This window comes from Ruegeria sp. SAZA006 (assembly GCF_059613465.1).
Genome location: NZ_JBXWSO010000003.1, coordinates 189,116 through 214,694, shown reverse-complemented (window position 1 = coordinate 214,694; position 25,579 = coordinate 189,116). Strand labels below are relative to the sequence as shown.

The 25,579-nt window shown below is 61.3% G+C and carries 24 protein-coding genes, 1 tRNA gene and 1 riboswitch; of the genes, 18 read left to right on the top strand and 7 right to left on the bottom strand.

Annotated features, from left to right (window positions below; all coding sequences use genetic code 11):
• Window positions 1–97: 97 nt before the first annotated feature.
• The gene (locus AC2FNZ_RS02000) at window positions 98–397 is read right to left on the bottom strand and encodes a hypothetical protein (protein WP_170343100.1); all 300 of its coding nucleotides are present in this window, start codon (window positions 395–397) and stop codon (window positions 98–100) included.
• Window positions 398–1,080: 683 nt separating this feature from the next.
• Window positions 1,081–1,288: riboswitch (cobalamin riboswitch) on the top strand.
• 103 nt (window positions 1,289–1,391) lie between these two features.
• On the opposite strand from AC2FNZ_RS02000, the gene AC2FNZ_RS01995 reads away from it, so the two are divergent.
• Genes AC2FNZ_RS01995 through AC2FNZ_RS01980 form a run of 4 tightly spaced genes read left to right on the top strand, consistent with a single transcriptional unit; the run spans window position 1,392 to window position 4,572 of the window.
• Window positions 1,392–1,790: a DUF1636 family protein gene (locus AC2FNZ_RS01995; protein ID WP_496839369.1), complete on the top strand. Its 399-nt coding sequence runs from the start codon at window positions 1,392–1,394 to the stop codon at window positions 1,788–1,790.
• A complete protein-coding gene (locus tag AC2FNZ_RS01990; RefSeq protein ID WP_496839367.1) occupies window positions 1,787–2,593 on the top strand; it encodes an ABC transporter ATP-binding protein in 807 nt (268 codons plus the stop codon). Before AC2FNZ_RS01995 ends, AC2FNZ_RS01990 begins: the two co-directional genes overlap by 4 nt.
• Window positions 2,590–3,543, top strand: a complete 954-nt coding sequence (locus AC2FNZ_RS01985) for an ABC transporter substrate-binding protein (RefSeq protein WP_496839366.1) — start codon at window positions 2,590–2,592, stop codon at window positions 3,541–3,543. The genes AC2FNZ_RS01990 and AC2FNZ_RS01985 overlap by 4 nt, the downstream gene beginning before the upstream one ends.
• A complete protein-coding gene (locus tag AC2FNZ_RS01980; RefSeq protein ID WP_496839364.1) occupies window positions 3,544–4,572 on the top strand; it encodes a FecCD family ABC transporter permease in 1,029 nt (342 codons plus the stop codon).
• A gap of 131 nt (window positions 4,573–4,703) precedes the next feature.
• Here AC2FNZ_RS01980 and AC2FNZ_RS01975 read toward each other — a convergent pair.
• Window positions 4,704–4,793: transfer RNA gene (locus AC2FNZ_RS01975), tRNA-Ser, on the bottom strand.
• A 709-nt stretch (window positions 4,794–5,502) separates the two neighbouring features.
• Here AC2FNZ_RS01975 and AC2FNZ_RS01970 point away from each other — a divergent pair.
• Together AC2FNZ_RS01970 and AC2FNZ_RS01965 are read left to right on the top strand one after the other, a co-directional pair.
• On the top strand, window positions 5,503–6,288 hold the full coding sequence (locus AC2FNZ_RS01970; RefSeq protein ID WP_496839363.1) for a FecR family protein: 786 nt from the start codon (window positions 5,503–5,505) through the stop codon (window positions 6,286–6,288).
• A gap of 38 nt (window positions 6,289–6,326) precedes the next feature.
• Complete coding sequence (locus AC2FNZ_RS01965) at window positions 6,327–8,561, top strand: CHASE2 domain-containing protein (protein WP_496839362.1); 2,235 nt, start codon at window positions 6,327–6,329, stop codon at window positions 8,559–8,561.
• Window positions 8,562–8,794: 233 nt separating this feature from the next.
• Here AC2FNZ_RS01965 and hemC read toward each other — a convergent pair whose 3' ends face one another.
• Window positions 8,795–9,757 carry a hydroxymethylbilane synthase gene (gene hemC, locus AC2FNZ_RS01960; protein ID WP_496839361.1) on the bottom strand — a complete coding sequence of 321 codons (963 nt, stop codon included), beginning with the start codon at window positions 9,755–9,757 and terminating at the stop codon, window positions 8,795–8,797.
• Between the two features lie 106 nt (window positions 9,758–9,863).
• Here hemC and hemE point away from each other — a divergent pair, with 106 nt between their 5' ends.
• Entirely contained in the window at window positions 9,864–10,898 is a 1,035-nt protein-coding gene (hemE, locus tag AC2FNZ_RS01955) for a uroporphyrinogen decarboxylase (RefSeq protein ID WP_496839360.1), read from the top strand.
• Between the two features lie 54 nt (window positions 10,899–10,952).
• Here hemE and AC2FNZ_RS01950 read toward each other — a convergent pair whose 3' ends face one another.
• Entirely contained in the window at window positions 10,953–12,047 is a 1,095-nt protein-coding gene (locus tag AC2FNZ_RS01950) for a CaiB/BaiF CoA transferase family protein (protein WP_496839447.1), read from the bottom strand.
• A gap of 185 nt (window positions 12,048–12,232) precedes the next feature.
• On the opposite strand from AC2FNZ_RS01950, the gene AC2FNZ_RS01945 reads away from it, so the two are divergent.
• The 8 genes from AC2FNZ_RS01945 (at window position 12,233) to uvrC (ending at window position 20,884) form a co-directional block, all read left to right on the top strand.
• Entirely contained in the window at window positions 12,233–13,507 is a 1,275-nt protein-coding gene (locus AC2FNZ_RS01945; protein ID WP_496839359.1) for a TAXI family TRAP transporter solute-binding subunit, read from the top strand.
• Window positions 13,508–13,592: 85 nt separating this feature from the next.
• Entirely contained in the window at window positions 13,593–14,117 is a 525-nt protein-coding gene (locus AC2FNZ_RS01940) for an SRPBCC family protein (protein ID WP_496839358.1), read from the top strand.
• Window positions 14,118–14,208: 91 nt separating this feature from the next.
• Window positions 14,209–15,138 (top strand): ABC transporter ATP-binding protein, encoded by a 930-nt coding sequence (locus tag AC2FNZ_RS01935; protein WP_496839357.1) that lies wholly within the window; start codon window positions 14,209–14,211, stop codon window positions 15,136–15,138.
• Window positions 15,135–15,896 carry an ABC transporter permease gene (locus AC2FNZ_RS01930; RefSeq protein ID WP_093963579.1) on the top strand — a complete coding sequence of 254 codons (762 nt, stop codon included), beginning with the start codon at window positions 15,135–15,137 and terminating at the stop codon, window positions 15,894–15,896. Before AC2FNZ_RS01935 ends, AC2FNZ_RS01930 begins: the two co-directional genes overlap by 4 nt.
• 104 nt (window positions 15,897–16,000) lie before the next feature.
• Window positions 16,001–16,798 (top strand): S49 family peptidase, encoded by a 798-nt coding sequence (locus AC2FNZ_RS01925; protein WP_496839356.1) that lies wholly within the window; start codon window positions 16,001–16,003, stop codon window positions 16,796–16,798.
• A gap of 168 nt (window positions 16,799–16,966) precedes the next feature.
• On the top strand, window positions 16,967–17,917 hold the full coding sequence (locus AC2FNZ_RS01920) for a calcium/sodium antiporter (protein WP_093963577.1): 951 nt from the start codon (window positions 16,967–16,969) through the stop codon (window positions 17,915–17,917).
• A gap of 22 nt (window positions 17,918–17,939) precedes the next feature.
• Complete coding sequence (locus AC2FNZ_RS01915) at window positions 17,940–18,719, top strand: SDR family oxidoreductase (RefSeq protein WP_496839355.1); 780 nt, start codon at window positions 17,940–17,942, stop codon at window positions 18,717–18,719.
• A 290-nt stretch (window positions 18,720–19,009) separates the two neighbouring features.
• On the top strand, window positions 19,010–20,884 hold the full coding sequence (uvrC, locus tag AC2FNZ_RS01910) for an excinuclease ABC subunit UvrC (protein ID WP_496839354.1): 1,875 nt from the start codon (window positions 19,010–19,012) through the stop codon (window positions 20,882–20,884).
• On the opposite strand, the gene AC2FNZ_RS01905 is transcribed toward uvrC, so the two are convergent.
• Window positions 20,869–21,768: a DMT family transporter gene (locus AC2FNZ_RS01905; protein ID WP_496839445.1), complete on the bottom strand. Its 900-nt coding sequence runs from the start codon at window positions 21,766–21,768 to the stop codon at window positions 20,869–20,871. The genes uvrC and AC2FNZ_RS01905 overlap by 16 nt on opposite strands.
• A 190-nt stretch (window positions 21,769–21,958) precedes the next feature.
• On the opposite strand from AC2FNZ_RS01905, the gene pgsA reads away from it, so the two are divergent.
• From pgsA to AC2FNZ_RS01890, 3 genes are read left to right on the top strand one after another with little or no spacing between them, the layout of a single operon-like run.
• Window positions 21,959–22,627 (top strand): CDP-diacylglycerol--glycerol-3-phosphate 3-phosphatidyltransferase, encoded by a 669-nt coding sequence (pgsA, locus tag AC2FNZ_RS01900; RefSeq protein WP_170342342.1) that lies wholly within the window; start codon window positions 21,959–21,961, stop codon window positions 22,625–22,627.
• Window positions 22,628–22,630: 3 nt separating this feature from the next.
• Window positions 22,631–22,876, top strand: coding sequence for a molybdopterin converting factor subunit 1 (moaD, locus tag AC2FNZ_RS01895; protein WP_093963573.1), 246 nt, complete (start codon window positions 22,631–22,633; stop codon window positions 22,874–22,876).
• A 4-nt stretch (window positions 22,877–22,880) separates the two neighbouring features.
• Window positions 22,881–23,324, top strand: a complete 444-nt coding sequence (locus AC2FNZ_RS01890; protein WP_093963572.1) for a molybdenum cofactor biosynthesis protein MoaE — start codon at window positions 22,881–22,883, stop codon at window positions 23,322–23,324.
• Window positions 23,325–23,327: 3 nt separating this feature from the next.
• On the opposite strand, the gene AC2FNZ_RS01885 is transcribed toward AC2FNZ_RS01890, so the two are convergent.
• The gene (locus AC2FNZ_RS01885; protein WP_093963571.1) at window positions 23,328–23,648 is read right to left on the bottom strand and encodes a hypothetical protein; all 321 of its coding nucleotides are present in this window, start codon (window positions 23,646–23,648) and stop codon (window positions 23,328–23,330) included.
• Between the two features lies 1 nt (window position 23,649).
• Window positions 23,650–25,569 carry an OmpA family protein gene (locus tag AC2FNZ_RS01880; protein ID WP_170342338.1) on the bottom strand — a complete coding sequence of 640 codons (1,920 nt, stop codon included), beginning with the start codon at window positions 25,567–25,569 and terminating at the stop codon, window positions 23,650–23,652.
• Window positions 25,570–25,579 lie beyond the last annotated feature (10 nt).

Here is a 25,579-nt window from a genome sequence, read left to right as displayed (position 1 = left end):
GGTCGCAAACGCGATGATGGTTATTCTGCAGACCATGCCGGACCTCAGAGTATCAAGCCAGCGCTGCGCAGCCGACTCCGGCTACGCATCAAACGGGTCAAAGTGCGCCTTCGTCGCCGAGGAACTCAATACCGGCTGTCGCGCCGTCACTGTAAGCAATACAATTCCACGGAGCCCGATCCTCGCCAACCCCAACGGTGACTTGTGTTCCAGCCTCGCTGAACGCGGATGAGAGCACGACCACCTGCGAATTGTTGGTTGTTTTGGCCACGTCTCGCAGACACGCCTGTTGAGCGGGTGTCAGTTCGGCAGGTGCGCTTGACGTGCTCGTATCGTCACAGGCCGCTAGTAGTGCGAAACACGTCGCGCCTGAAATCATCATGACTTTGTTAATCACTTTCTTCTCCTCTTGGGTTTGTCGATACATGTGGAATAGGTGGCCTCTTTTTCGCGCGCTCACGTCTATGCAGTCATTCGAGCATACCCCGGTCTGGTAATTCCCGTTCCAAAAAAGACTGTCGCCAATGACGTGGCTGGCAGACAGGATTTCTGCTGATCCCCGGGACCGTGAACAAAGCGTGCTGACGCAATGACGTCACGGGCAAAAGCCGGTGCGAACTTTCGAGGGAGGGATCGTACATTAAGTCCGGGCACCGCGTCCTCCCAACGCTGATCTTCGTGAAATGCCTTCCGACCGCCAGCACTCACTCCAGCAGTCGGAAGGGCCCGACTAAACGGGCGACGGCGACAACAACGGAGGTAAAAATAAAGTTGTGTCGAATTCGTATGTTTGAATCAATTACAGGATAAATCAATGATTTTTCCGCGCGTAAATTTTTGTACGTTTGCCGACGATAGGATTCTGCATTCAAAGGGAAAAGGCGAGGCCGCTCACGGAGACTTTGCAATCTACCCGCTTGCGCCGCTGCATCTCCGGACCTTCCGGGCTATCCGAATCCACTTGGTTGAAACACCGTAGTTCGCCGCACGGCCTATCGCTCAGCTGGTGCTGAACGGGCGCTTGGATTCCTCGATCACGCGCCCACCCAGAACGTCGTTGACAGTGCAACCCGATTCATGGATGAGATTGGTGCTGATGGTTCCCGATCGTTTTGGCGGTCGGGTAAAAGGGAATACGGTGCGGCGCCGTTCTGACGCCAATTCCGTGACTGCCCCCGCAACTGTAGGCGGTGTGCGACCCCCGGATGCCACTGGGCCGATAGGTCTGGGAAGGCGGGGCAAGCCATACACCGCGAGTCAGGAGACCTGCCATCATCAAACGCAACTCAACCCGGGCGGGGTGTCCCGGAAGGAGGCCAAGATGGCATTTTCGGCTTACGCCGCTGACATGACTGGTTCCCTGTCCGGCCCGCGATTTCGCGGAGGGCGAAATGAACCGACAATCAACACATCACATCTCGGTTTGCCTATCTTGCCGATCCAAGGGTGCAGCCGTGCGCCCCGGGCCTGACCTGATCGGACGATTGTGCGCCGCGCTGGGCGAAGACGACGGTTTGGCAGCTTTTGACGTTTCCGGTGCCGCCTGCATTGTCGGGTGCAACCGGCCCTGTACCGTCGCCTATCACGCGCCGGGCAAGGCATCTTACCTGTTTGGCGGCCTTACGTCTGAAGAGACCGAGGCATTGGTGGAATCCGCCCGGCTCTACGAGCAGTTGCGCGATGGATGGTGCAGCTCGGTCGACCGCCTGGCCGGGCTTCGCCATGCGACGCTGGCCCGCATTCCAGCCGCGATGGCTGCGTCTTCGGAAGATGCGGATTGTGCCTCATGAGCACGCCTTTGCTGTCGGTGGATGCCGTCACCTGGGCGCCGCGAAAACGAGCGCCGTTGGTTCTGCACGAGACCAGTTTTTCGCTGATGCGCGGGCAGGTCATGGGGGTTGTGGGGCCGAACGGTGCCGGCAAGACCACTCTTCTCCGGATGATCTACGGCTATCACCGTCCGTCCTCGGGCGACATGCTGGTGGACGGCGTGTCCGTGAAAAGAATGGCCCCCCGGGCGCTGGCGCGCCAGGTTGCCGCCGTGCTGCAGGAGCAGCCCTCGGATTTTGCGCTGACCGTGCGCGACATCGTGGCGCTGGGGCGGGTGCCGCACCGGTTGGGCCTGTCCACGCCCGGCAGTCGTGACCATCAGATCATCGAATCCGCGCTGCACCGAATGGATCTGCAAGGGTTTACCGATCGTGGGCTGGCCACTCTATCCGGCGGCGAGCGGCAGCGCGTGATGGTCGCCCGCGCCCTTGCCCAAGAGCCCCGGATTCTTGTGCTGGACGAGCCTACCAACCACCTGGACATCCGCCACCAGCTTGAGGTGTTGCGGCTGATCCGGGACCTCGACCTGACGATCGTCACCTCGCTGCACGACCTGAACCTGGCCGCCGATGTCTGCGACCGTGTTCTGGTTCTGAAGAACGGTCGACCCTGCGGCTTTGGCCCACCCCAGACAGTGCTGAGTGACAGGCTGGTCTCTGAGACGTTCGATGTCACCGCCCGGCAAGAGCAGCTCAGCCTCAGTCACAAACCTCAACTGACCTATCAACTCCCCAATCCCCAACCAGAAGGAAGCTTGAAATGAAACCGACCACCCTAGCCCTGGGCCTGGCTTTGGTGGCCAATACCGCGATCGCGGAAACCACCGTGCAAAGTTGCAATCGAACCGTCACCTTTGACGAACCGCCCAAGGCGGCGATCTCGAACGACGTGAACCTGACGGAAATGATGCTGGTGCTGGGCCTTGCCGACCGGATGGTGGGATATACCGGCATTTCCGGCTGGAAGACGTTGGACGAGGACATGCGCGCCGGAGTGCAGCAACTGCCCGAACTGTCAGCCAAGTATCCCAGCAAAGAGGTGCTGGTCGGCGCGGATGCCGATTTCTATTTCGCAGGCTGGAACTACGGGATGAAAGTGGGTGGCGAGGTGACGCCGGAGACGCTCGAGCCTTTCGGGATCAAAGTCTACGAACTGACTGAAAGCTGCATCCATATTGGCGACAAACCCAAAGCCAGCATGGGTGACATGTACAACGATCTGCTGAATCTCGGTCGTATCTTCGGTGTCGAAGAGAGGGCGCAAAAGCTGGTCCAGGGATACAAGGCCGAACTTGCTGAGATCACCTCCGGCCTGAATCCTTCGGACGAACCGCTGCGTGTCTTTGTCTATGACAGCGGCGAGGATACGCCGTTCACAGCCGGCCGCTATGCCATGCCGACCGCTCTGATCGAGGCCGCAGGCGGCGTCAACATCATGGGTGATTTCGAGAAAAGCTGGGCGACCGTCACCTGGGAGGAAGTCGTCGATCGCAACCCCGAAGTCATTGTGATCGTCAATTATGGCGACGTCACCGCCGAGCAGAAGCGGGGCTTCATGGTCAATAATCCTGCATTTGCAGATCTGGACGCGGTCAAGAACGATCGTTTCGTGGTTCTGGAATATGTCGAGGCCACACCCGGGCCGCGCAACATCAAGGCGGTTCGGAAGCTCGCCCATGGCTTTTGGGGCCCGGCTGCCTTGGTCGGCAACTAAATGCGCGTAGTGCAGGCGCGCCGGGTACTACCGCTCTGGGCAGCGATGCTGGTGGGGCTGGTCGTGTTGGTCGTGTCCTTGTCCTTTGCGATCTCGGTGGGGGCCATTTCGGTGCCCACCAAGACCGTCTGGGGAGTTTTGCTGCACGAAACCGGCCTATCCTCGGGCGAGCCGACATGGTCAAAGGGCCGCGCCGCGATTGTCTGGGAAATCCGTTTTCCGCGCGCCCTGCTTGCCGTCATGGTCGGGGCCGGACTAGCGATTGTCGGGGCCACCCTCCAGGCGGTCACAAGAAACCCGCTGGCCGATCCCCACCTGCTGGGCATATCGGCCGGCGGCGCGTTTGGAGCCATACTTGCCTTGTTGCATACCGGCTTGTTTCTGGGACTTCTCACCGTGCCGGTCATGGCGTTTCTGGGTGCCTTGACGGCCACGCTGACGGTCCTGAGCGTTGCCCGCTGGGCCGGCGCCACAAGCGCGGATCGCCTGGTCCTGACCGGTGTGGCGGTGTCCTTCGTCATCATGGCTGGCGCCAACATTCTGATTTTCCTCGGCGACCCCAAGGCGGCTCATACGGCCGTGTTCTGGATGTTGGGCGGGTTAGGGTTGGCTCAGTGGTCATACCTGATCTACCCGCTGGCGATCCTGCTGCCATGCAGCACCTGGTTATGGCTTCAGGCCGCCAGGCTGAACGCGATGACCATCGGGGATGAGACTGCAAGCTCGCTGGGCATTGCAGTGGCGCGGTTTCGTCTTGGTGTCTTTGCAGCTGGCGCGCTGATCACCGGAGTCATGGTGGCCTTCTCGGGCATGATCGGCTTCGTCGGTCTGATGGTTCCGCATATCGTGCGGTTCCTTGTTGGCGGAGACTACCGACGCGTCGTCCCTCTGTCAGCAATTCTGGGTGGTTTGTTTCTGCTATGGGCGGATGTGGTCGCCAGAACCGCAATGGCCCCCGAGGACATCCCCGTTGGCGTGGTCACGGGTCTTTTGGGAGGGGTCTTCTTTATACTGTTGTTGAAACGCTGAGTGTTCGAGGCCCGTCGGCGGATCATCTGCCAAACGGTGCTTGAAGCTGGCGGAGCACCGGCGAAGGCGCGCAGCAAAAGTGTAGAACTTGAAAGCAAGCCCTTCACTATTTTAGCCATATCAATGGGTAATGGCGGAGACGAAGGGATTCGAACCCTCGAGACGGTTTCCCGCCTACTCCCTTAGCAGGGGAGCGCCTTCGACCACTCGGCCACGTCTCCGCCGACGGGTATAGCCGTGCAAGCGACGGAAATACAAGGCCAATTCCTGCACCACCGGAAATTTTTGCCGGATTGGGCGAAGCCCTTGAAAACGCTTGGAATCGCTTAGGTCTGCACCGGTTTGGGCTAAGGCGTGGCCATCATGTCGTGCCGCGGGATTGCCAGGAAACATACGTGGATTCGCGTTCTGCTTCGATTTGGTTTCGCCATCCCAACGTCGGTTGGCCTGAGAGTGTACGCGCGGTCAGAGTACGTAATCGGACAAAAAAATTATGGCGAGCCAGGTGCGGTGGGGAATTGCATTTGCAAAAAGATGGGTGTCGTGAACGGCTGAATAAACTGGAGAGGCCACCTGCCTTTGGCGTTGAGAAGGGCCCTGCTGGAGTGCCAGTGTCAGGTGGTTTGAGTTGCAGAAACGGCCGTTTCTTTCGCGTAAACTCGGCGGCTCAACTTGTCCGCTGAAAAGGCATAAGAACAGAAAACTTGCCAATTACATGCCAATGGATGCATATTTGCTAAGATTTTAGTCATTTTGATTGATCCAAAAAACAGTTTCAGAGGCTGGCCGGGCAGTGAGCGCATCCGCGCTCGACAGTAACCTTTTGGGGGAAGGGCTGGCATTTTGGCTTGGTTGAAGATTGTTCTGGTTGGTTTTTTCGTTCTTTGCGTTCCTGCCCTCAGCTGGGCAAACATAGGAACCGTAATCAGCGTGAAACAGGGGGCGGATGTGACCCGTGGCGGCAAAACGCTGCCCCTGCGTAATGGGATGGAGGTGTTGTCCGGCGACTCGATCGTCACGGATGCGAATGGCGTGGTTCAGCTTGTCTTTGTGGATGACACGAAGATCGCGGTTGGTCCCAATGCGCGGATGGTTCTGGACGTGAAGATGTTGCGCGGCAACCGTAAGGCCAAGAGCTTTGCGGTCGAGGCGCTGGGCGGAAGCTTCCGGTTCATCTCGGGCAAAAGCAGGAAACGCGCCTACTCCATCAAGACGCCGACGGCCACCATGGCGGTGCGGGGCACGGTATTTGACATGTGGATCGCGCCGGGAAACCAAAGCGCGATGCTCGTGCTGCATGGCACGGTTCAGATGTGTGGCCTCGGCGGCTCTTGCCGATCGACGGGCCGGATTTGCAGCCTGTATGCAACCAGCCAGCGTGGTGCGGTGGGGCGGCCGGTCGATCAGGCGATGTATGACAAGGCCGTGGTCAGCGGTTTTCCGTTCATTCAGTCGCAGAAAGACCTCAAACCGCCTTTGCAGGTGGATGTCGAAGGCTGCTCGGGTGAATCCCAACCTGCGCCGCGCGCAAAGTCGGACGCGCCCGAGCCGCGCCGGTCCGCTCCGCCGCAGAGGCAGGTCAAGGCAGCGGTTGCCGCGCCGCCCGAAAAACCGGATCCGGTCGGGCAGTTCGACAGGCCGGGCGACCGGCCCGAAACTGTCGATGATCGGCGGGATACTGGCGGCGGTGTCTTTGGGTCCGGCGGCGATGGCTAGAGCGTTGTCCATGTCGTTGCCGGCGAGCAGAGGTTGACGTGAGCGTCAGGCAGCACGAGAAAGCTGGACGGCGCCGTGCTTTTAGGCTGGTGGGCCTGGGTCTGATCCTGTTTGGTTGTCTGCTGCGGGTACTGGACCCTTATCCGGTCCGCATGTCCCGGCTGATCTATTTCGACGTGTTGCAGCGGTTGTCCCCGCGCGCCTTCGATCCCGATTTGCCGGTTCGGGTCGTTGATATCGACGAGACGTCGCTTGAGAATTGGGGCCAATGGCCCTGGCCCCGGACCCTGTTGACGCAGATGGTCGAGCGTTTGGGCGAGTATGGCGCCGCTTCAATCGCTTTTGACATGTTGTTCGCCGAGCCCGATCGGTACTCACCGTCGCGGCTGCTGAGTGATCCGGCCCTGGCTGACATTCTCAGCGCCAAAGAGGAGGCCGCTCAGCTGGACAATGACATCTTGTTCGGGGCCGAGGTTTCGAACTGGCCCGTCGTGATGGGTGTAGCAGCACGGTTGACCGGAGGGGATCAGGACATTGCCCCGAAGGCCGGAATCGTGGAGATCGGCGAAAACCCGGCCGCCGGGCTGGTGTCCGTGCCCCACTGGACTCCGCTGGCGCCACCGCTGGACCAGGATGCAACCGGGATCGGCGGTGTGAATGTTTCACCTTTGGGCGGCACGGGCGTGGTGCGTCGGGTTCCGGTGTTGTGGCAGGGGCCAAGCGGTGTTCTGCCTGGACTTGGGCTGGAGGCTCTGAGGGTCGCGACGGGCGAGCCGGTGATCTTCATCGAAGGGGCGCAGGGCGAGTCCGGCATCGTGCTGTCGGTCGAATTGGCGGGTCTGGTTCTGCCCACAACGGAAAACGGAGAGGTCTGGGTCAGGTACAGACCGGATGATCCCGGGCTCTACCTGTCGGCCAATGACATACTGCAATCCGCAGATGATCCGGTTCTGCGCAGCCAGATCGAAGGCCGGATCGTATTGATCGGAACGTCGGCGGCAGGTCTGTTCGACATGCATCAGACTGCGTTGGGAGAGTCCGTTCCCGGCGTCTCCATCCACGCCCAAGTCATCGAGCAGGCGCTGCTGGGCGACATGCTGACCCGGTCGGATGTCACCGCCGCCCTCGAGCTTCTGGCTTTCATCATCCTTGGAGTCGTCGTCACGGTCGTCATGTCCAGCTTTGGGGCCGTTGCCTCGTTCATGGCGGGCGGCATCGCGGCGGCCGTGGTTGTCGGGGTCAGTTGGTTGGCGTTTCAGAACCAGTCCGTGCTGTTCGATGCAACCTTCCCGCTTGCCGGCGGGATGGCCAATTTCGGGCTGTTGTCCGGTTATCTGTTCATATCGACCGAGCGGGAAAAGCGGGTGATCCGGCGGATCTTCTCGCACTATGTCGCGCCCGAGATCCTGGACGAGATGGATGCAACCGGACACGAACTGCAACTGGGTGGTGAAACGCAGGAAATCACGGTCATGTTCTCGGACATTCGCGGGTTTACACCGTTGTCCGAGCGGGTGTCGGCCACGGACCTGGTCGCGCTGCTCAATGAACTGTTCTCGGTCATCGGAGACCGGATCCTGCACGAAAAAGGCACCATCGACAAATTCATCGGGGATGCGGTCATGGCGTTCTGGAACGCGCCGGTTCCGGTGGAACGGCACCCGCTTCTGGCGGCGCAGGCTGCGTTGCAGATGCGGCGAGCTCTGGCCGAGTTCAACGCATCGGACACGATGCGCGGGCATCCTCCGATCGCATTGGCGACAGGATGCGCCACGGGAATGGCCTGTGTCGGCAACATCGGCTCGCGGCGGCGATTCAACTACACGGTGATCGGAGATGTGGTCAACGTCGCCGCTCGAATCGAGCAAAGTTGCCGCCAGGTCGAATATGACATCCTGATCTCAAGCTCAGTCTCACAGGCCGCTGGCGCCGATCTCGCGATGCTCGAAGCAGGGCTTGTTCATCTGAAAGGCAAGACCGAACTGGAGCCGATTTTTGCTTTGGTCGGTGACAGCGCGTTGGCCCATAGCGCGGATTTCCAGAAGCTGCAGGAGATGCATCAGGATCTGATCACTGCGATACGTGCACGGCGGTCTCACGACGAAATACAGCGCTTGAGCGAAGCCTGCAGCGCCCAAGCAGGCTTGGTCGAACCGGGCCTGCGCGCGTTCTATGCGGCCTTGCCGGGAAGGTCGGCTGATTTCCGGTTCGACATCCGCTCGGGCCAGGCGATGTTCAGTCATCATGGCAACGTGCACCGGTTTCCGGGATGACAGGGACCCATTGCGGGCCGCAGAGTCAAAACGGGCCGCGCCTTTTTTCAAAAGCACGACCCGTTTCGATCGGACAGGGTTCTCAGTCTCGCCCCCTCGAATACTATCTACAAAATCACGAACTAAAACTTCGATACATTCGAGACTGATCCACATTCCCAATCGGGATGACACATTGATGCCTGATTTCAACCGGGGCGACAGTGAAGCAGTTCACATTCGCAGAAACTTTTTTACATATTTCTCCACTCGAAGAATCCGGGCCCGGCACGGTGCAGCAGTTTTGCCGCCATGGTCCGGCCCATTTCCGCTGCGTCCTCCGTCGAACCGGTCTCGCTCTCACTGATGGCATCCGATCCGTCCGGGCGCAGAACTTCGCCGCGTAGGCGCAACTGCCCATCGGCAAGTTCAGCCAGACCGGCAATCGGAGTTTCGCAAGACCCATCCAGCGCGGCCAGCAACGTGCGCTCGGCCGCCAAACGACAGGCCGTTTCAGAGTGATGAATGGCCTCCAGCATCTCGGCGGCCCGGTGGTCGTCCGCGCGGCGCTCGATGCCGATCGTGCCTTGCGCGATGGCCGGCAGCATGTCGTCGGGCGAGATTGCGGTGGCAGGGAGGTCCCGCATGTTCAGGCGGCGGATGCCGGCCATGGCCAGAAACGTGCATTCGGCCACACCATCGGCCAGCTTCTTCAGTCGGGTCTGTACGTTGCCCCGGAACTCGACCACGTTCAGATCGGGCCGGCGGTGCAGCAATTGTGCCCGCCGCCGCAGCGACGAGGTGCCGACGACCGCACCCTTGGGCAGGTCATGGATCGAGTTGAGGCGGGGCGAGATGAAGGCATCACGCACGTCCTCGCGCGGCAGGAACGTATCCAGCACCAGCCCCTGCGGCTGTTCAACCGGCATGTCCTTGGTCGAGTGCACGGCGATGTCGATGTCCCCACCCAGCATCGCCTCTTCGATTTCCTTGGTAAACAGGCCCTTGTTGCCGATCTCTTTCAACGGGCGGTCCGCGTCGATCATGGCGCGGTTGTCGCCGGTGGTCTTGATCACCACGATCTCAAACGCCTGTTCGGGCAGGTCGAAGGCATCGCACAGCCGCTGGCGGGTTTCATGGGCCTGGGCCAGCGCCAGCGGCGAACCACGGGTGCCGATCTTCAGCGGCGATGCGGGGGTGGGCAGGGTCAAAGTCATGGGCACAGCTTTAGTCGCGTCACATTGCCCTGACAATGGGGGCCGCGCTTGACATTTTGCCGCTGAAGGCGGACCCGTTGCGCGAACCGGAATAGTGGGGGCTGACATGGCCGAGAACAAGAAACTGCTGCGGGCGCTGGCGGGCGAGGTACTGGACACGCCGCCGATCTGGATGATGCGACAGGCCGGACGCTATCTGCCGGAATACCGCGCCACGCGGGAACAGGCGGGCGATTTCCTGTCGCTGTGCTACACCCCCGATCTGGCGGCCGAGGTTACGCTGCAGCCGATCCGCCGCTATGGGTTCGATGCCGCAATCCTGTTTGCCGACATCCTGCTGGTGCCGCAGGCGCTGGGCGCCGACCTTTGGTTTGTCACCGGCGAAGGGCCGCGCCTGTCAACGATCACGCAGCCATCGGATTTCGATGCACTGAAACCGGTTGATGCGATTCACGAGACACTGTCACCCGTCTATGAAACCGTGCGCATCCTGTCGCGCGAGTTACCGTCCGAGACGACTCTGATTGGCTTTGCCGGCGCCCCGTGGACCGTTGCGACCTATATGATCGCCGGGCGTGGCACCCCTGATCAGGGCCCCGCCCACGCCCTGCGCGAGGAAAACACCGCGCTGTTCGAGGCGTTGCTGGACCGGATCACTGCGGCCACGATCGAATATCTGTCGGCTCAGATCGAAGCGGGGGCCGAGGTGGTCAAGATTTTCGACAGCTGGGCCGGGTCGCTGAAAGGCGAGGATTTCACCAAATACGCGGTCGAGCCGTGCCGGATCATCACTCAGGCGCTCAAGGAACGCCACCCGGGCATTCCGGTCATCGGTTTCCCGCGTGAGGCGGGCGAGGGCTATGTCGGTTTCGCGAAGGCCACCGGTGTCGATTGCGTGGCGCTGGACAACTCGGTTGCGCCGGAATGGGCCGCCGAACATGTGCAGGTGGATGGCTGCGTGCAAGGCAACCTGGCCTCGTCGCACATGGTGACCGGTGGGCAGGCGCTGGTGGATGAGACCCGCCGCATCGTGCGCGCCTTTTCCAAGGGGCCGCATATTTTCAATCTGGGTCACGGGATCACGCCGGATGCCGACCCGGAAAATGTGCGGTTGATGATCGACACGGTCCGCGGCGGGTAGGCGGCGTGCGAGGGGGCCAGCCCCCTCTTGGCCGTTGGCCAGATGAAGGGTGTGTCAGGTCTTCTTAAGAGCCAGAAGTTCCGTAAGGATTTCGGTCGTGTGTTGGCCGCGGGCCGGGCTGGGTTTCGGCTGCCATTGATGGGTGGAGAAGCGCGGGGCGGCGGCGGCCTGCAGGGTGCCGTCTGTTTCTCGCCAGGTTTGGCGGACGGTGTTCATCGGGTGGGTTGCGGCCTCGTCGGGGCTGAGCACCGGGGCGACGCAGGCGTCTGATCCTTCGAACAGTTTGGCCCAATGGTCGCGCGGCTTGGTTGCGAAGATTTCCGCCAGGCGCCGGGTCAGGTCTGGCCAGAGAGTGCTGTCGTATTGTTGCTGGAACGCCGGGTCTTGGGACAGGCCCAGGATTTCCAGGAATTGGGCATAGAATTTCGGTTCGAGACATTGGACCGAAAGAAAGCCGCCATCCGCGCAGGCGTATGTACGGCTCCAGTGCGGGCCGTCCAGCAGGCTCTGGCCGCGCGTGTCGGACAGGTTGCCTGTCTGGCGCAGGCTCATCAGCAGGTTCATCATGTGGGCTGAGCCGTCGTAGATGGCGGCGTCGACGACCGTGCCCGTGCCGGTTGCGCGCGCGTTTAGCAGCCCGGCCAGAATGCCGGTGACCAGATACATCGCGCCGCCGCCGATATCTCCGACCAGCGTAGGCGGGGTCATCGGTTCGGTGCCGGGTGGTGAGCCGTACCAGAGTGCCCCCGACAGGGCGATGTAGTTCAGATCATGTCCTGCGGTGTCGGCAAGCGGGCTGTCTTGGCCCCAACCTGTCATGCGGCCATAGACCAGCGCCGGGTTCAGGGCGTGGCAGGCTTCGGGCCCCAGACCCAGCTTCTCCATCACGCCGGGGCGGAAGCCCTCGATCAAAGCATCGGCGGTTGCGATCAGGCGCCGAGCGGTTTCGAGGTCGTCGGGGTCCTTGAGGTCGAGCGCGATCGACCGCTTGCCCCGGTCCAACACGGATCGGTCCGGCATGCCGGGTGTGACGGCGCCCCCCTTGCGGTGGATGGTCACGACATCGGCCCCCAGATCTGCCAGCATCATGGCGGCGAACGGGCCGGGGCCGAGACCCTCGATTTCGACAACACGGATTCCGTTGAGCATGAGCAGCACTCCTTCCCAGCGATGCTGGCCGGGGCCCAGTAGGAATGCAAGACCGACCGGCAGCGACGCGGCGTCTGGCATCGGTCTGATCCGGAACGGGAAAAACCAACAAACACATCGGAATACTTGCCAGCTTGGGGCCAGCGGCGTAGCGTGCTGTCCGGGGTGGATCAGCGAGGGGTAGGATGCGTCTTTGGATCACGATCAGTGCCGCCATGGTCTTGGCGGTTCTGGTGGCAATCATCCTTCTGCTGCACCCGCCCGGCGACCTGCGCATGGCAGCCGGACCGGCGGGTGGTGCCTATATCGAAGTGGCGCAGGATTATTCCGATATCCTTGCTGAGGATGACGTTCGGCTCGAGATCGTCGAAACCGCAGGGTCGGTCGAAAATGCGCGTCTCCTGGACGACGGGGCTGTGGATGTGGCCTTCTTGCAGGGCGGCATCGAAGTTGACCCGGATCGGGCGCAGGCCATCGGGACCGTGTTTTTCGAGCCGATGATTTTCATGGCGCGCGAGGATGCGTGGATTCCGCCCAATCCCGCGTTATGGCGAGGGTTGAGCATCAACAGCGGTGCGCCCGGGTCCGGCACCGCGGACGCATTCCGCGACTTCGAGCGCGCGGTCGGGCTGGCCCAAGAGGATAACGTGCATGTTGCACTGCCCTATGACCGGGCGGCCGACGCCTTGTTGGACGGAACGTTGGACATCGCCGTCTTTGTCGCCCCAATCGAAGCCCCCTACCTGCTGGCTGCCTACGAGGTGCCGGGACTGAAGGTTCTGAACCTTGAACATGTCGAGGCGATTTCACGTCGTTTGTCCTATGCCACTGTGGTGACCGTACCGACCGGAGGCATGTCGCTGAACCCGGTTCTACCGCCGCGCCCGGTAGATCTGATCGCTCTCGAGGCGCGACTGGTTGTGCGGCCGGGACTGCATCCGGCGTTGGTCAACCGGCTGACGATGGCGGCGATCGTCCTGCACGAGGCTCAGGGCATCATCAATGACCCCGGGGCCTTTCCGGGGATCGAAGGGACCGCATTGCCCCTCAACAACACCGCACGGCAGCTGATACTTGAAGGGCCATCCACGTGGCATGATTGGTTGCCTTATTGGGTGGCGGCGCAGGTCAATCGGGTTTTCCTTCTGTTCCTGCCGTTCTTTTTCATCGTCCTACCGCTGGTCCGGTTGTTGCCGCGGATCTACGCCTATTTCCAACGATGGCGTGTCTGGCAGCACTACCCGGAAATTCGTCTGATCGAACAGGACCTGGCCGACAACCCTTCCGCGGAAGACCTCGTGCGGATGCAGGGACAGTTGCAGGTGCTGGACGAAAAGCTGGCGGACCTAAGGCTGCCAGCGGCCTACAGGCAAGGGCAGTATGATGCCCGTCTGCATCTGGAACTGGTGCAGAAACGGATTGCCGACATGCGGGCCCAGGATTCCGGGGGCGGCGGATAATGTGTGGAACACGGTTGCCGCAACGGCAGTTCGTGGATAGGTCTTTGGTCGAATATCAGGCATTTCAAAAAAGGGGGGTGGTCCCATGCAAATGAGTGACACGCGTGAAATTCAGGCGGCGCCGTCCGATGTCTATGCGGCCCTTCTGGACCCCGAGGTGCTGAAAGCCTGCGTACCCGGTGCGCAAGAGGTCTCGGGCAATCCGACGGACGGTTACGAGGCGACCGTGGTGCAGAAGGTGGGGCCAGTAAAGGCCACGTTCAAAGGCACCGTCACGATGTCCGATATGGTTGAGGGTCAAAGCCTGACCATCGCGGGTGAGGGCAAAGGCGGGGCCGCGGGTTTTGCAAAGGGCAGCGCCAGTGTCACGTTCAGGGCCAGTGACAGCGGTGGAACGGTTCTGGCCTATGACGTGGATGCCAAGGTTGGCGGCAAGCTGGCTCAGCTTGGCAGCCGGTTGATCGACGGCTTTGCCAAAAAGATGGCTGACCAGTTCTTCTCGAACCTTCAGCAGCATTTCGAAGGCCCTGCAGCGCCGGAAGAGGACAGCGAAGGCAACCCCGAGGGGGAAAAGAAAGGCTGGCTGGGCCGCCTGACCGGGCGCGAGTGAAACCTGCGTTTGCGCGCAGAGGACTGTGCGGATTTGGTCTGTTCGGCAATCCTCTGCCGCGATACTGTCCCGGCCAGAACTGGGAAAACGCATGACGACAATTCTTTCGATCAAGGATCTGCGCAAAACCTATGCCGGCGGGTTCGAAGCGCTGAAAGGCGTATCGCTGGACATCGAAGAGGGCGAGATCCTGGCCCTGCTCGGCCCGAACGGAGCGGGAAAGACCACCCTGATCTCGACGATTTGCGGGATTACCACGCCCACGTCTGGGACGGTCACCGTAGGGGGACACGACATCCTCACGGACTTTCGTGCAGCCCGGCGCATGATTGGCCTCGTGCCGCAGGAAATTGCGCTTGAGCCGTTCGAGAAGGTCTGGAACACCGTACGGTTTTCGCGCGGTCTGTTCGGCTATGGGCAGGACAGTGCGCGGATCGAAGAGATCCTGCGCAAGCTGTCTCTTTGGGACAAGCGCAAGAACGCGATCAAGGAACTGTCGGGCGGTATGAAGCGACGGGTGCTGATCGCCAAGGCGCTGGCGCACGAGCCGCGGGTGCTGTTCCTGGATGAACCCACCGCCGGCGTGGATGTCGAGCTGCGCAAGGACATGTGGGCCATCGTCGACGAGCTGAAGGCTGCCGGTGTCACCATCATCCTGACCACCCACTACATCGAAGAGGCCGAAGCCATCGCCGACCGGATCGGTGTGATCGACAAGGGCGAACTGATGCTGGTGCAGGACAAAAACACCTTGATGGCGCAGATGGGCAAGAAGCAGATCGAGGTCATGCTGACCCGCACGATCTCGGACATTCCCGGCAGTCTGGCCCACCACAATCTGGTGCTGAACGGGCAGGGCGATGCGCTGATTTATACCTATGACACCAATGCCGATCGCACCGGTATCACCACTTTGCTGAATGACGTGGCCGAGGCGGGGTTGGTGTTGCGCGACGTGCAGACCCGGCAATCGAGCCTGGAAGAGATTTTCGTCAACCTCGTGTCCGGAGATGCCGCATGAACTGGTCCGCCATCGCCGCCATCTACCGGTTCGAAATGGCCCGGTTCTTCCGCACCCTCGCGCAGAGCTTCCTGTCGCCGGTGCTGTCGACCTCGCTGTATTTCGTGGTGTTCGGCACCGCCATTGGCAGTCGCATCCAGGAGGTCGAGGGCGTATCCTACGGCGCCTTCATAGTGCCGGGGCTGATCATGCTGTCGGTGGTGATGCTGTCGATCTCGAACGCGTCCTTTGGCATCTATTTCCCCAAGTTCCTGGGCACGATCTACGAACTGCTCTCGGCTCCGGTGAATTTCATCGAGATCGTGATCGGCTATGTGGGTGCCGCCGCGACCAAGGCGTTGTTCGTGGGATTGGTGATCCTGACTACGGCCACGTTCTTCGTGGACATCCGAATTGAGCATCCCTTCGCGATGGCAGCCTTTCTGATCCTGTCCTGCCTCAGCTTTTCCCTGCTGGGCTTCATCATCGGGATATGGGCCAGCAATTTCGAACAGATGTCGCTTGTGCCGCAGCTGGTGGTGACGCCGCTGATCTTTCTGGGCGGCACGTTCTACTCGATCTCGATGCTGCCGCCGGTGTGGCAGACGATCTCGTTGTTCAACCCTGTGGTCTATTTGATCTCTGGGTTTCGTTGGTCGTTTTATGGGCTTTCGGACGTGCCCATTCTGCTAAGCCTTCTGGCGATCCTGGCCTTTACCGGCTTTTGCCTGGCGGTCATCGGTTGGATCTTCAAAACCGGGTGGCGCATCCGCAGCTAGGGCGTTGCATTTTTGCCGTGGGTGAACAGGATTTTGGTTCACGTCACGTTCATGGCAGGTGGGGTCCCTTGTTTAAGGGGCGGACGCACTCTACATCGGCACCCATGAAACTCAGCCTGCCGTTTCTCAACAAGCAGCCAACCGTGGCTGTCGTTCGCCTGTCCGGAGTCATTGGAATGGCTGGCCGAGCCTCGCTGAACGATGCCTCTTCGGCGCCTGTTCTGGAAAAAGCCTTCCGCAAGGGAAAACCTGCCGCCGTCGCGCTCGAGATCAATTCGCCGGGCGGATCGCCGGTTCAAAGCTCGCTGATCGGTGCGCGGATCCGGCGGTTGGCCGACGAGTTCAAGGTACCTGTCCATGCCTTTGTCGAGGACGTAGCGGCTTCTGGTGGTTATTGGCTTGCGGCTTCGGCGGACGAGATCTGGGCGGATGACAGCTCGGTTCTGGGGTCGATCGGGGTCATCTCCTCGGGGTTCGGGGCGCATGTGTTTCTGGCCCGTCAGGGGATCGAACGGCGCGTACATACCGCCGGGAAATCCAAATCGATGCTGGACCCGTTCTCTCCCGAGAAAGAAGAGGATGTCGCGCGTCTCAAGGGGCTGTTGGACGACATCCACCAGAATTTCATTGCCTATGTGAAAGCTCGGCGCGGCAGTCGTTTGGACGAGGCCGCCGATCTGTTTACCGGTGAAATCTGGCTGGCGCGGCGTGCGCACGAACTTGGGCTGATCGACGGCATCGCGCATCTGAAGCCAAAGATGCAGGAAGTATTTGGCGACAAGGTCAAATTCCGGCGCTACGGGTTGCGCCGACCGATCTGGTCGCGGTTTGGAACGGACATGGCGCAGGACGCCATTTCCCTGCTCGAGGAGCGCGCGGCCTACGCGCGCTTTGGTATGTGACGTGATCGTCAAGGTCGTCATTCTGTTTCTGGTTGCCATGGGGGTCCTGGCGATGTTCGGAAAGCTGCGCTTTCCCGGTCAACAGAGATTGAATTCCGCGAAATGTCCGCGCTGCGGTCGGTTCCGGATTGGCAAGGGCCCCTGCACATGTGAGCAAGGAGGGCGTCGATGACGGCCTGGCTGCTTTCCGGTCTTGGCTTATTGATCCTGCTGTTGGCCGGTGACGCGCTGGTGCGGGGTGCGGTGAATCTCAGCCTGCGCCTGGGTGTTCCGGCCTTGATCGTCAGCCTGACGATCGTGGCCTTCGGCACCTCGGCGCCTGAGCTTCTGATCGCCATCAAGGCCATCGAGGAAAATGCGCCCGGTATCGCGCTGGGCAATGTCGTCGGTTCGAACACGGCCAACATCCTTCTGGTCCTGGGTTTGCCGGCCTTGTTGGCAACGATCCACAGCAGCGAATGCAACACGCGAAGAAACTACGTCTTCATGTTGCTGGCCTCGGTTCTGTTCATCGGTTTGGCCTTTTGCGGAGAATTCAACCTGTTCAGCGGGGCAATCCTGCTGGCGGGGTTGGCTCTGATCCTACTCAACGCCTTCCGAGAAGCGCACGCGCATCGCAACTCCTGCTCGGGAGAGCAGGATCTGGAAGCGCTGGAAGAGGCCGACCCGGACATGCCGTACTGGAAGGTGTCGCTGTATCTGGTGCTTGGGCTGATTGGTCTGCCGATGGGCGCGCATCTTCTGGTCGACAACGCGACCATCATTGCGCGGACCTACGGTGTCAGTGAAACGGTGATCGGGCTGACGCTGGTTGCGGTCGGAACCTCGCTTCCCGAACTGGCGACCACCGTCATGGCCGCGTTGCGCCGGCAGGCCGATGTTGCTCTGGGCAACGTCATCGGGTCGAACATGTTCAACCTTCTGGGCATTGTCGGTATTGCCACGCTGTTCGGGCGCATCCCCGTGGACCCCGAATTTCTGCAATTCGATCTTTGGGTCATGCTGGGCTCGTCCCTGCTGCTGATCCCGTTCGTCTTCTTCAAGCAAGACATCACCCGGGTCTGGGGGTTCATCTTGACGCTGCTGTACGTCACATATGTCGTGATCCTGTTGGCCTGATCTGACTGAAAGGAGCCCCTTCATGACCCGAGCACTGGTGACCGGCGCCGGCATTCGACTGGGGCGGGCCATGGCGTTGTACCTTGCGAAACGTGGCATGGACGTTGCCGTGCATCACGCAACCTCAGGCGCTGCCGCTGCCGAGACCGTGTCCGAGATCCAGGCAATGGGCCGCACTGCCGTGGCGCTGAAGGCCGATCTGCTGGACGAGGATCAGGTGCAGACCCTTTTGCCGAGCGCGGCCGAGGCGCTGGGCGGTCCGATCACCTGTCTGGTCAACAATGCGTCAATCTTCGAATACGACAACATCCGCACTGCCACCCGGCTAAGCTGGGATCGCCACATGGACAGCAACCTGCGCGCGCCCTTCGTGTTGACGCAGGCCATGGCGGGCCAGGGTCTGGAACCCGAGATGGATGAGAATGACGAACCCGTCGCGACCGGCTTGATCGTGAATATGGTCGACATGCGGGTGCGCAAACTGACGCCTGAATTCATGTCCTACACCATCGCCAAGATGGGGCTATGGGCATTGACCCGGACGGCGGCCCAGGCACTGACGCCGGCCATTCGCGTCAATGCCATTGGGCCGGGTCCAACTCTGCAGGGACACCGGCAAAGTCCCCAGCACTTCAAGACCCAACGCGAAAACACGGTCTTGGAACGCGGTGCAAATCCCTCGGATATCAACGCGGCCCTTGGGTATTTTCTGGACGCACATGCGGTCACGGGCCAGCTTTTGTGCGTTGATGGCGGCCAGCATCTGGGCTGGCAAACGCCTGATGTAGTGGGCCTTGAATAGGTATTGCCCCTGCAAGTTTTGCACCGCTCTCGATCCTGTTACAGGTTCGTTACAAAAATGTCTTTTTTTTCATATACTTGTAAAACGAGAATAAAAATATCTTTTATAATCAATGTTTTGAAATTGTGCCTATTTATTGTGCAACGCCGTGAAAACACAAGGATTCAAGGAAAAATCACGGTGCAGGGAAAGTTGTCCGCACAGTTATCCACAAGAATCGTGGATTTGTTTTCTCTTGATCTAAGGCGCGCAAGATTGCAGCCACGGTCAGAGAATCGTATCTCTCTTTCATGACCGCCGACAGCGCCCCTCAATCCCAGCCTCAGCCGACCGGCTATGCCTGCATCCAGAAATACGTGAAGACGCTGGACAGTTCGCCGGGTGTCTATCGGATGCTGGATGCGGACAGCCGGGTTCTGTATGTCGGCAAGGCGCGCAACCTGCGGGCGCGGGTGTCGAACTACACCCGCCCGGGACATTCCGGCCGGATCGAGCGGATGATTGCCTCGACCGCGTCGATGATGTTCCTGACCACCCGGACCGAGACCGAGGCGCTGCTGCTGGAACAGAACCTGATCAAGCAGCTCAAGCCCAAGTACAACGTCCTGCTGCGCGACGACAAAAGCTTTCCCAACATTCTGGTGGCCAAGGATCACCCGTTTCCGCAGATCAAGAAGCATCGCGGGGCCAAGAAGGAAAAGGGCGCCTATTTCGGCCCCTTCGCCAGCGCGGGCGCGGTGAACCGCACGCTGAACCAATTGCAGAAGGCCTTTCTGCTCCGGAACTGCTCGGATTCGATGTTCGACAGTCGCACCCGGCCCTGCCTGCTCTACCAGATCAAGCGCTGCTCGGGGCCGTGCGTGGGCATGGTTTCGCAGGCCGACTATGCCGAAAGCGTGCGTGACGCCGAGCGGTTCCTGTCCGGCCGCTCGACCCGGATCCAGGAGGAACTGGCCGCGCAGATGCAGGAGGCCTCGGACGCGATGGAGTTCGAGCGCGCCGCCGCCCTGCGCGACCGGATACGCGCGCTCACGCAGGTGCAGACGGCGCAGGGCATCAACCCGCGCGGAGTGGCCGAGGCGGATGTGATCGGCCTCTATATGGACAGCGGCCAGGCCTGCGTTCAGGTGTTCTTCATCCGCGCCAACCAGAACTGGGGCAACCGCGATTTCTATCCGCGGGTCGGCCCCGACGTCTCCCCGGCCGAGGTGATGGAGGCCTTTCTGGGCCAGTTCTACGACAACAAGGAACCGCCGCGGCAGCTGATCCTGTCGGACGGAATCGAAAACGCGGATCTGATGCAGCAGGCCCTGTCGGAAAAGGCCGGCCGCAAGGTCGAGATCCTAGTGCCGCAGCGGGGCGAAAAGCTGGAACTGGTCTCGGGCGCGCTGCGCAACGCGCGCGAGGCGCTGGCCCGCCGCATGTCGGAAAGCGCGACGCAGGCCAAGCTGCTGCGCGGTCTGGCCGAGGCCTTCGATCTGGACGCGCCACCCAAGCGGATCGAGGTCTACGACAACTCGCATATCCAGGGCACTAACGCGGTGGGCGCGATGATCGTGGCCGGTCCCGAGGGGTTCATGAAGAACGCCTATCGCAAATTCAACATTCGCGGCGACGACCTGACGCCGGGCGACGATTTCGGCATGATGAAAGAGGTGCTGACCCGCCGCTTCAGCCGCTTGTTGAAAGAGGACCCCGACCGTGACAAGGGCCTGTGGCCCGATCTGTTGCTGATCGATGGGGGTGCAGGGCAGGTGAGTGCCGTGCACGAGATCATGCAGGCGCACGGGGTCGAGGACATCCCCATGGTCGGTGTCGCCAAGGGCGTCGATCGCGACCACGGCAAGGAAGAGTTCCACCGCATCGGCCAGCGCCCCTTTGCCCTGAAACGCAACGACCCGGTTCTGTATTTCATTCAGCGGCTACGGGACGAGGCGCACCGCTTTGCCATCGGCACCCACCGCGCCAAACGGGCCAAGGCGATGGGCGCGACGCCGCTCGATGAAATCCCCGGCGTGGGCGCGGCCCGCAAACGTGCCCTGCTGGCGCATTTCGGCAGCGCCAAGGCGGTCAGCCGCGCCAATCTGGCTGACCTGAAGGCGGTGGACGGGATCTCGGCCGGTCTGGCGCAGAAGGTCTATGATTTCTTTCACGAAAAAGGCTGAGGCCGCTGGCGCCCGCGCCACAGAATGTACAGCCCCGAGGCCACGATCAGCGCGCTGCCCAGCCACATGGTCTGGTCCAGATGCTCGTCGAATATCAGCACGCCCAGCCCGATACCGAACAGAAGGCGGGTATAGCGAAACGGGGTCACGGCCGACACTTCGCCCGTCCGCATGGCCAGCATCAGCGAAGCATAGGCCACCGCCCCCATCACCACGGCTCCGGTCAGATGCAGGGCGGTTTGGGCGTCCACCGGCACCGCGGCGGCGCCTTCGAAAGCCCGGTACAAACCACCTGCGACGACAATTGACAGAAAGCCGTTAAACCCAAGAACGGTGGTGCCCAGCGTGGCAGGGGCCGCGCGGCTGGCCAGATCGCGGCCGGCAAAGCCAAGCATTCCCAGCACTGCAAGAATGGACAGGGCCGAGAAACTGTCTCCGGTTGGCTGGATGATGATCACCACTCCGATCAGTCCGACCAGAATGGCGCTCCAGCGCCGCCAGCCGACGGTTTCCCCGAAGAACAGCGCGGCACCCGCCACCACGACCAGCGGCGTGGCCTGCAGGATCACCGTGGCCGAGGACAGTGGCGTCAGGGCGATGGCCAACACATAGAACAGGCGCCCGAAGACTTCGAACAGCACCCGGATCTTCATCGGCTTGGAGAGGACATCGGGGTGTAGCAACCGCCGCCCCTGTAGCAACGCGACCCCGGCGAAAATCAACGCCCCGCCCAGCCCGAACAGCACCAGAACCTGCCAGATGGGCAGCGCTTTGGCCGCAGTTTTCAGCAACGCGTCCTCCAGGGCGAACCCGGCCATGGCCGCGATCATCCAGGCGCTGCCGATCAGGTTGGCGCGCGCATCGGTTCTGATATGTGAGGTCACGGGGCGGATCTTTCCTGGCTGGCGATACCCACGCAACCTGACCCGTTCTTCGCGCCGCGCCAAGGGGGAAACGGTCATCGATCCACCGCCTGCGACGGTCTGACCTGTCGTGGTCCAAACACCTGTGTTCTTGGCAGTTTTTTGTCGTGCCGTCTTTTCTGTTCCCGGCCATGGTTGTAGGGTCCAGCGCATGAAGTGGAACCTGCCGAATATTCTGACTTTGCTGCGCCTACTGGCCGCGCCCGGCCTGGCGGTGATGTTTCTGTATTTCACGCGACCCTATGCTGATTGGTTCGCGCTGATCCTGTTTCTGTCGGCGGCCATAACCGATTGGTTCGACGGCTATCTGGCGCGCGCTTGGAAGCAGGAAACCAAGATGGGCGCGATGCTGGACCCGATCGCCGACAAGGCGATGGTGGTGATCGCGCTGATGATCCTGGTCGGCTATTCGACCGAGCACTGGACGCCCTGGCTGGTGCTGCCCGCCACCGTGATCCTGTTCCGCGAGGTCTTCGTCTCGGGCCTGCGCGAGTATCTGGGCGACGTGGCTGGAACGCTCAAGGTCACCAAGCTGGCCAAATGGAAGACGACCGCGCAGATGGTGGCGATCGCCGTGCTGTTTTCGCAGGGCATATTTGAGCACTATTTCGTCATGTCCACCTTCGGCATGGACGCCGCGCTGATCGACCAGATCCTGTCGGGTCAGGTCGAGGACATCTCGGGCCTGCAATGGAAGCTGGATGGCATGTTCTGGTCGGGCCGCATCGGGTTGTGGTTGCTGTGGATCGCGGCGACGCTGACATTGATCACCGGCTACGACTACCTACGTAAAGCCATGCCCCATCTGAAGGAGGGCTGACGCATGGATGTCTTGTATTTCGCTTGGGTCCGCGAGCGGATCGGCGTGCCGAAGGAAAAGGTCGAAACCACCGCGGCCACGGTCTCCGATCTGGTGGCTGAACTCAGCGCCCGTGAAGACCGCTATGCCGCGGCCTTTGCCGACGTCTCCGCCCTGCGGGTCGCGCTGGATCAGGAACTGTCGGATTTCGACGCGCCGCTGGCCGGCGTCCGCGAAGTGGCCTTTTTCCCGCCCATGACCGGCGGGTAGGGTGATGCGGATTTCGGTGCAGCAAGAGCCGTTCGATCTGGGGGCCGAGGCCAATGCCTTTGCCGCGGGTGACACGGCCAATGGGGCCATCGTCACCTTTACCGGCATCGTGCGTGATCTGGCCCAGACCGATCTGGCCTGCATGGAGATCGAGCATTATCCCGGCATGACCGAACGCGCCATCGCCAAGATCGCCGAGGAAGCCAAAAACCGGTGGTCGCTGGGCGATGTGCTGGTGATCCATCGCCATGGGCGGCTGGCCCCGGGTGACCGGATCATGATGGTCGCAACGGCAGCCCCGCACCGCAAGGATGCGTTCGAGGCCGCTGAATACCTGATGGATTACCTGAAATCCCGCGCCCCGTTTTGGAAAAAGGAAATCACCGCGTCCGGGGCCGATTGGGTTGCCGCCAAGGACGAGGACGAGGACGCGCTGTCGCGCTGGTAAGCCTCAATCGGCGTTGTTGATCCGGCCGCGCAATTCCTCGGCTTCCTGGCGGGCAGCGCGCAGCCCGTCCATAGCCGCGGCCAGCTCGGCCTCGGTCTGGGTCAGCTGGTTGGTCAGCTCGGCCTCACGCTGCTGCAAATAGGTGATCGCCTGATCGCGGGTTTCCTCGGCTTCGTGTAACTCCTGGCTCATGCGGTCCAGATCGGCCACGTCGGATTGGCGCACGCGCGACAGGCGGTGCACCAGCCAGTTGGCGAACCAGCCCATGCAGAAGGCGGCGAACAGGATGACGGCGGTGGCGATGATGAATTCGGTTCTGTTCAACTTACTGGTCCCCTGCATCCGTTTCGGATGCTTCTTCTTCTGTTGGCGCAGGTTCGGTTGCGCTTGTCTGGGTCTCCAACGCTTCCAGACCGGTTTCCTGATTGGCGACCGGCTCGGGCCGGATCAGGCGGAATTCGATGCGCCGGTTTTTCTCGCGCCCGTCTTCGGTGTCATTGTCTGCAATCGGCTGCGTCTCACCATATCCTGCGGCCGAGTAGCTTTTGGTCGGCACCCGACGGGCGCGCAATTCGTTCAGGATGGACTGGGCGCGTGACTGGCTCAGCTGCTGGTTCATCTCTTCGCGGCCCTGGCTGTCGGTATGACCCTGGATTTCAATCCGGATCGGTCCGCATTCGCGCAGGATTTCGGCAATCTGATTCAGACTGTCGCGGGATTCAGACGAGACCGTAGCCGACCCGGGCTCGAACGTGATCTTGCGGGTTTCCTGAACCTCGGCGATGCGACTTTCGCACTGCTCCGGGTCTGGCAGCGCGTCTTCGGGTTCGGGCGGGGGCTGATAGGTGATCGACAGGTCAAAGTCCTGCGCATCGCCCAACTTGTCTGACAGCAGGCCCGCGATCTGTGCCTTGGCGTCCTCATCGTGGCTGACGCCAGTCAACTCGACCTTGTCAGGCGTTACGGTCAGCACGCCGTTGTTCAGCCAGGACAGGGATTCCAGCCCCGCCAGAACGCGCACGGGCCAGTCCTGCGGCATCTGGTCGACCACGCGGGCGGCACTGTGAACCTGATCGGATCCGAAGGCAGCCCGGGCATAGCTGTCGATCATGTCGCGCTGTAAATCATCGCCCAGACGGCCGCGCAGTTGTACCAGACCTTCCGGGCTGCGGGTGGCGGTGAATTCCACAGGTCCGGCCTGTTCGTTGTTTTCGGGTTCAGGCAGAACCGCGTGCAGGGCAAACACTTCGGGCAGGGCGTTTTCCAACTCGCCCACGACCTTGTCGAAGGTGGCCGGGCTGGTGTTCGGTTCAGCAATCAGCGTGATGTCGGCATCCGACATCGTGACCGATCCTCGCCCGATCTCGGACAGAGCCCGGATACTCAGTTCAGCGGCCTGCGCCCATCGGGGCGATGGCACACCCAGGCCGATTGTGCAGGTATAGGGCCCTGACAGCCCGGCATCCTGCGCGGCGGCAACAATGGTGTCGCGCGCCTTTTCATCCTGTGCCGAACAGGCGTCGAACTGTCCGCCATCCTCCGAAATCAGATAGCGCAGGGTGAACGGAGTGATCACCGGGCGCGGTGCCGAAATCGCCAGACCGATGCGCAAGCTGGGCGGCGCGGCGCGTGTCAGTTCCTGTTCCAGCCGTTCTTTTTCCTGCTGGCTGTCGGCGATGGCAGTGATCTTGACCAGATCGGGGCTGGCGGAAATCTTGGCTCGCGGCAGCTTGGACAGGGCAAGGATGGCATAGGAAATCGCGTCGTCCCAGCCTTTGGGTTTCTTGTAGTCTGCGGTTTCCAGCAGGTCCGACACCCGCGCCTGCGGGTCCAGCTTCTGCAGCCGGTCCATCAGAGCGTCGCGATCCACGCTGGCCGGAACCAACCCGATCACGGAAATGCCGCTGTCGTTCCGAAGAATTTCAGCCGAGAATTTGGGCGGAGTCAGGTCAGCCGTCGGGGCAATGTCCATCTCATCGATCACCCGAGAGGTGTCGACCTGTGTACCGGCCGCGGTCAGCGCATTGAATCGCGTGGCCTCGTCCGGGGCAGTACCGGTCAGCACAACACGCAGCCCATCCGCCTGCACTTCGGCCCACTCATGGCCCTGCATGCTCAGTGCATTTCGAACGGCAGTTTCCGAGGTTTCTTCGATCTTGGTCACCGCGAATCCGGCGGCCAGCAGACAGACCCCCGCCGATACGACAAAGATCAGGGCTGATGTCAGGAAATACGGCAAGCGCATGAGCGGTTTC